This is a genomic window from Eubacterium ramulus, from assembly GCF_003122485.1.
Taxonomy (GTDB): domain Bacteria; phylum Bacillota; class Clostridia; order Lachnospirales; family Lachnospiraceae; genus Eubacterium_I; species Eubacterium_I ramulus_A.
In genome coordinates, this window is record NZ_JRFU01000009.1 from 91,473 (window position 1) to 97,718 (window position 6,246).

The 6,246-nt window shown below is 40.4% G+C and carries 5 protein-coding genes and 1 other annotated feature; of the genes, 2 read left to right on the forward strand and 3 right to left on the reverse strand.

Annotation, left to right across the window (positions count from 1 at the left end; translation table 11 throughout):
• Positions 1-215: 215 nt before the first annotated feature.
• The gene (locus LG34_RS01150) at positions 216-1,106 is read left to right on the forward strand and encodes a LysR family transcriptional regulator (RefSeq protein ID WP_109214487.1); all 891 of its coding nucleotides are present in this window, start codon (positions 216-218) and stop codon (positions 1,104-1,106) included.
• A 156-nt stretch (positions 1,107-1,262) separates the two neighbouring features.
• On the opposite strand, the gene thrS is transcribed toward LG34_RS01150, so the two are convergent.
• The 3 genes from thrS to LG34_RS01165 all read right to left on the reverse strand — a co-directional run bounded on the left by thrS (position 1,263) and on the right by LG34_RS01165 (position 5,414).
• Positions 1,263-3,020 (reverse strand): threonine--tRNA ligase, encoded by a 1,758-nt coding sequence (gene thrS, locus LG34_RS01155; protein WP_109214488.1) that lies wholly within the window; start codon positions 3,018-3,020, stop codon positions 1,263-1,265.
• Positions 3,021-3,105: 85 nt separating this feature from the next.
• Positions 3,106-3,336, reverse strand: a binding site (T-box leader).
• Between the two features lie 191 nt (positions 3,337-3,527).
• Complete coding sequence (locus tag LG34_RS01160; protein WP_109214489.1) at positions 3,528-4,598, reverse strand: tyrosine-type recombinase/integrase; 1,071 nt, start codon at positions 4,596-4,598, stop codon at positions 3,528-3,530.
• A gap of 90 nt (positions 4,599-4,688) precedes the next feature.
• Positions 4,689-5,414: a tRNA lysidine(34) synthetase gene (locus tag LG34_RS01165; protein WP_109214490.1), complete on the reverse strand. Its 726-nt coding sequence runs from the start codon at positions 5,412-5,414 to the stop codon at positions 4,689-4,691.
• Between the two features lie 201 nt (positions 5,415-5,615).
• Between LG34_RS01165 and dtd the strand changes: the two genes are divergently transcribed.
• Positions 5,616-6,068, forward strand: a complete 453-nt coding sequence (dtd, locus tag LG34_RS01170; protein ID WP_109214491.1) for a D-aminoacyl-tRNA deacylase — start codon at positions 5,616-5,618, stop codon at positions 6,066-6,068.
• Positions 6,069-6,246: the final 178 nt, after the last annotated feature.

A 6,246-nucleotide genomic window follows, 5' to 3' on the forward strand; every position in this document is an offset into this window, starting at 1 on the left:
ATAAAATCCTCCTTCTTCGTACAAAAAAACGTAACGTACTTGTTATCTGATACTTAAAATTATAAAGGCAGGCGTGGATTGTTGCAAACAGGAAAGAAAGATGATAGTATAAGTATAACTTATGGAAAGACGCTGTATCAGGCATTTGAAATTGTATTATCTCGGGAAAAATTGATACTATTTTCTGGAAAGCATAAGAAAAATGGAGGGGAACCATGACGTTACAACAATTAGAATACTTTGTATCTGCGGCACATAATCTGAATTTTTCCAAGACCGCAGAGATGTTTTTTGTTTCACAGTCTGCCATCACGCAGCAGATCCGTAGTCTGGAAAAAGAACTGAAGCTGGATCTGTTTGTACGGAAAAATAATCGTATCTCACTGACGGATTCCGGACAGGTATTTATGCGGGAAGCGGAACAGATTCTGGCAAAAGTCAGCGATTCTATTGAGCGGGTACATTCGGTACAGCGTGGTCAAAAAGGAACGTTGCGGATCGGGTATATCAAATGTATGGAGATGGGAAGTTTTCCAAGAAATGTACAAAATTTTTATTTCAAATATCCGGGTGTTGGCATTGATCTGAAAAGGGACAATGCGGTGGCATTGCATGATGAGTTTCTAATGGGGGAATATGATATTATTTTTAATGTGGAAAGTTCACTGCTCTCCTATCCGGATACGACAGAAATCACAAAAATTGGAGAATATCCGTTTTTTGCAGTCATTCCACCGGAACATCCATTGAGTCATCGTGAAATGATCACACAGGAAGACTTAAAATACGAACGGTTGATCATCCACAATTTCAGTCGTAGTAAATCAGAATTTCCCCATGATTTTCCGGCAGGTTATCTGCGAAATGATCTGATGCAGAATATTTCCAGAACAAACGATGACGCAGCAACGATACAGACTATGGTGGCAGCTGGTATGGGAATTGGAATTTTGACCGAACTGGAGGTTGAAAAGGCATCTATGCCACTGAACCTCTCTTATATTCCATTGGAAACCGATGGAATTCAGGAGATTTTATATGTGATTTATTCAAAGGAAAATGAAAATCCGCTGATTCCGCTATTTTTAGAGGAAATGAAGAAATAGAGATTTGGGGAAGGTAAATTTTTGATTATTCAACGTAGATAGAAGCGAAAATTAATTGAAAGTAAGATACAAAAAATGAGCTCCACTTATCTGTACATTACATACAGAAAGCAGAACTCATTTTTATTATTTACGGTAAGGAAATCTTACGAAATCCTATCTTGCTTTTGTTTCGATTTCAGTTGTCAGTTTTGTAACAAACTCGTCTAACGGAAGAACCGTTGTCTCTTTCTGACCATGGAGACGGTATGCAACGGTTCCGTCCTCTTTCTCTTTCATACCGATAACAAGAAGGTATGGTACTTTCTGAACCTGTCCTTCTCTCATACGGTAGCCAAGTTTCTCTGCTCTGTTATCCAGCTCAACACGAACATCTGCTGCATCCAGTGCATCATAGATTTTCTGAGCGTACTCGTTCAGTTCCGGATCATCTGTTTTAACCGGCATGATACGTGCCTGAACCGGTGCTAACCATGTCGGCAGGTTTCCTTTTGTCTCCTCAAGGATGTAAGCCATGAAACGATCCAGAGAACCAAGGATTGCACGGTGAAGAACAACCGGTGTCTTTTTCTCGCCGTCGCGGTCTACATAAGTCAGCTCAAATTTAGCCGGCAGACAGAAGTCAAGCTGGCAGGTAGAAAGTGTATACTCATTACCAACAGCCGGTTTTACGTTTACATCAAGCTTAGGTCCGTAGAAAGCAGCCTCGCCGATTTCCTCTGTATACTCGATACCAAGGGAATCCATAACCTCACGAAGTGCGTTTTCAGCTTTGTTCCACATTTCATCATCATCATGATATTTCTCTTTGTCTTCCGGATCACGCAGAGACAGCACGCATCTGTAATCTGTAATACCGAAATCTTTGTAAGTAGAGAAGATCAGGTCTACTACTTTGGAGAACTCGTCTTTGATCTGCTCCGGAGTTACAAACAGATGTGCGTCATTCTGGCAGAAGTGACGTCCACGCTCGATACCTTTTAAAGTACCGCTTGCTTCAAAACGGAAGTCATGTGCGATCTCACCGATACGGATCGGCAGATCTTTGTAAGAATGGATTCTGTTTGCATAGATCATCATGTGATGCGGGCAGTTCATCGGTCTTAATACGAAAGACTCTCCCTCAACTTCCATAGCCGGGAACATGTTGTCTTTGTAGTGATCCCAGTGTCCGGATGTCTTATACAGATCTACAGTACCAACACATGGAGTCATAACGTGCTGATAACCAAGTTTACGCTCTTTGTTTTTGATGTAGTTTTCCAATTCCTGCCAGATGACATATCCTTTCGGAAGGAACATCGGAAGTCCACGTCCAACCAAATCGTCTACCATGAACAGACCCATGTCTTTACCGATCTTTCTGTGGTCACGCTCTTTTGCTTCCTCTAATAACTGCAGGTGTGCTTCCAGTTCTTCTGCTGTCGGGAAACATACACCATAGATACGCTGCAGCATTTTGTTTTTGCTGTCGCCTTTCCAGTAAGCGCCGGAATGTCTGATCAGTTTGAAGTGACGGCATAATTTTACGTTGTCTACGTGAGGTCCACGACAGAGGTCTGTGAAATCACCCTGTGTATAACAGGAAATATTGCCATCCTCCAGATTGGAGATCAGATCCAGTTTATAGCTGTCATCTTTGAACATTTCCATAGCTTCTTCTTTGGAAATCTCATGACGGATGATCTTTTTGCCGGATTTTGCAACTTTTTTCATTTCTTTTTCGATAGCTGCGATATCCTCATCACGGATAACGTCATCGCCAAGATCGATATCGTAGTAGAATCCCTCTGCTACAACCGGTCCAACCCAGAATTTTGCCTGCGGATACAGGTGCTTTACTGCCTGAGCCATCAGATGGGCACAGGAGTGATTGAGCATGTTTAACTGTTCATCTTCTTTAAAATTAACCATTGTTTTTCCTTTCCAGAACCTTTGTTTATTGAGTTGCTTCTATAAACTAAAAAAGCACCTTTAAATATACCTGCTGCCAGATATACTTAAGGGTGCATACATACACGGTTCCACCTTAATGTTTTACTTATTCAGCCTGTAACGCGGCAAAACGGTGACGCTTAAAAAATCTGTCCTGCAAAACAGGTCTGACAAATCTCTTTTCACGCACAGCTCAAGACTGGTCTTCCTGTATGATTCTCATAAGCAGCTTCCACCAATCCTGCTCTCTCTGGAATGTTCCTGCATACAGTACTTGTTCTTTCATCGCTTTTCTCAATATCGAATCAAATTATAGCACACTGAAAAATAATGCACAAGGGTAAGATTGCGAATCAGGGCATGTTTTTTTCAATCAGTGCAACCGTTTATTATTTAGACCTGTTTTTAATAAGCATACTTATTAAGATAAGTGCATCGATGTATTTGGTATCTGTATTTTTTATGAGCACACTTACATAAGGAATATTATTCTTCTTCAGAATCAGGTTGTTTTTCCCGCAGACGAACTGCTTTTGCTGCCATCCGGCGCCTGCTGTCCGCCTGTGCCGCATAGTGTTTCTTTGTCGTATTGACATCTTTGTGTCCTAACACATCTGCAACAAGGTAAATATCACCGGTTTCCTGATAAAGTGTCGTACCATAGGTACTGCGCAACTTATGTGGTGTGATATTTTTTACCGTTGTCACAAGGCGGGAATATTTTTTGACCAGATTTTCCACACTGCGTACATTGATCCGTTTGTTCTGCATGGAAAGGAATACCGCTTCGGTACTGCCTTCCTTCGGCTCCATTTCCAATCGTTCATCCAGATAGGCATCCAGCGCCTCGGCTACTTCATCGCCAAAATATACCATAACCTCGGAACCACCTTTCCGGTGAACCTTAATGCCGTTGTTTTTGGGATCAATATCATTCAGATCCAGACCGACACATTCAGAAACACGGATTCCGGTGCCAAGCAAAAGCGTCAAAATCGCCATATCCCGTTTTTTTGTTTTGTTATGATAAATCTTCTGACGCTCCGTTAACTTCTCGCCAGATTCCGCCTCATCCAGTAAAATAGCAATCTCATCCACATCCAGACGGACGATATTTTTCTCATGCTGTTTTGGCATTTTCACCAGTGCAGCAGGATTTTTTTCAATGATCTCCTTGCGGAAGAAATAATTGTAAAAACTGCGCAGACAGGCAAGTTTTCGCATTTGACCACGTTCGTCATTGGTATATTCTTTCCCGTTATGATGATAAAATTTCAAATATTGCAGATATTCTTCGATGTCCATCGGTGTAATCTGCTCCAAAATATCAATTGGGAAATCGACGATCTCCATTTTTGAAAGTGCGGCATTGTTTTCATGGAGATAGTGAAAAAAGACGCCAAGGTCGTAGGCATAGGCAATCCGTGTACGGGAAGACGTTGACGGCTCAATACCGATAAAATATTCCCGACAGAAATGCGGCAGTTCAGCTACCAGCGCGCGGAGTTTCTGCTCGTTTTCAATATTAATCTGATCACTGTATTTTCGTTCTTTCATATAAAACCATTCTTTCTAAAAAAATTATGTTCGTATCCTGCTTTTTCATTCATCAGAGAAAAGGGAATTTTTACTACTCATATTAAAATATCAGTCTTTCTGTCCTTCCCAGTCCGGGATATGCCCGTTGATCAATGCAGTAAACAAACGTGTCTTTGCCCCCGGATTTTCATGGTTGATGGACCGGATGAGCTGTTTGACATATTCACGTCTGGTTGCTCCATCTGCAGGACATGGATTTTTTACTACCGGAAGGTTGTATTTATTTTTAAATCCGATAACATCTGCTTCCTCCACATACAAAAACGGACGGATAATGGTCAATTCCATGCGGTCCAGATAGGTTTTTGGTGGGAAACAGTAAAAATGTCCTTCATAAATCATGGACATCATCATTGTTTCAATAAAATCATCCTTGTGATGCGCATAAGCGACTTTATTGCAGTCAAGCTCTTTGACTGCGTTGTATAATGCACCTTTTCGCATTTTTGCACACAGGGAACATGGATTTTTCTCCTTGCGTTCTTCAAATACAATCTGTCCGATCTGTGTTTTTATGATATGATGTGAAATGTCAAGTTCTTCACAAAACTGCGTGACCGGACTCAGATCAAAACCTTCCATGCCAAGATCTACACTGACCGCTGTCAGGGTAAAATGCTTCGGATAAAAACGTTGCAGACCGTGCAGGGCATATAGTAACGCCAGAGAGTCCTTTCCGCCGGATACGCCGATGGCAATTCGGTCCCCTTCCTCAATTAATTTATAAGTATCTACTGCTTTTCTGGTAAGACTTAGCAGCTGCTGCAATTTCATATGTATTGTTTCCCCGTTTCTATATTGATTTTGTGTCGAAAATTATATACTATGATAACATATAATAACATTTTGGTAAACCTTTTCGAACATTTGTTTTGTATTATACAAATGTGAATAGAACTATGTGTATGCATGAAGAAGTAAAAAATAATACACGTATTTGTTTCTATAGGTTTAAAGAGAAAGGATTTTGAAGTTATGAAATTTGTAATTCAGCGTGTACAGCACGCTTCCGTAACCGTAGACAATGAAGTGATCGGAAAAATTGGAAAAGGATTTATGGTTCTGATCGGTGTTTCTGAAGAAGATAATACAGAAATCGCGGATAAAATGATCAAAAAACTGATCGGTATGCGCATTTTTGAGGATGAAAACGGAAAAACAAATCTGGCACTTAAGGACGTAGATGGCGAACTGCTGCTGATTTCTCAGTTTACCTTATATGCAGATTGCAAAAAAGGAAATCGCCCGTCTTTTATTAAGGCAGGAAATCCAGAACTTGCAAATAGCTTATACGAATATATCATTGCTGCCTGCAAAAAAGAGGTCCCTGTGGTAGAGACTGGAAGTTTTGGTGCTGATATGAAAGTGGAACTGCTCAATGACGGACCATTTACGATTTTGTTGGATTCTGATGAAATTATAAAATGATAGGTAAACATGTATGCAGCATTTCAAAAAGAGAAAAATGATAAGGACGTAACAATAAAGTACCGCATACATATTTGATATAATTTGGGGTTTTAACAAGGTAATCTTCTCATTCATACTGAGCGTTTCATGATTTCCAGTATGAATGAGCTTTAGAAATACCTTTTGTGACTTTCAG

Excerpts from the sequence above, each read along its gene's own strand:
- LG34_RS01150 (WP_109214487.1), top strand. The coding sequence starts at position 216 with ATGACGTTACAACAATTAGAATACTTTGTATCTGCGGCACATAATCTG.
- thrS (WP_109214488.1), bottom strand. The coding sequence starts at position 3,020 with ATGGTTAATTTTAAAGAAGATGAACAGTTAAACATGCTCAATCACTCC.
- LG34_RS01160 (WP_109214489.1), bottom strand. The coding sequence starts at position 4,598 with ATGAAAGAACGAAAATACAGTGATCAGATTAATATTGAAAACGAGCAG.
- LG34_RS01165 (WP_109214490.1), bottom strand. The coding sequence starts at position 5,414 with ATGAAATTGCAGCAGCTGCTAAGTCTTACCAGAAAAGCAGTAGATACT.
- dtd (WP_109214491.1), top strand. The coding sequence starts at position 5,616 with ATGAAATTTGTAATTCAGCGTGTACAGCACGCTTCCGTAACCGTAGAC.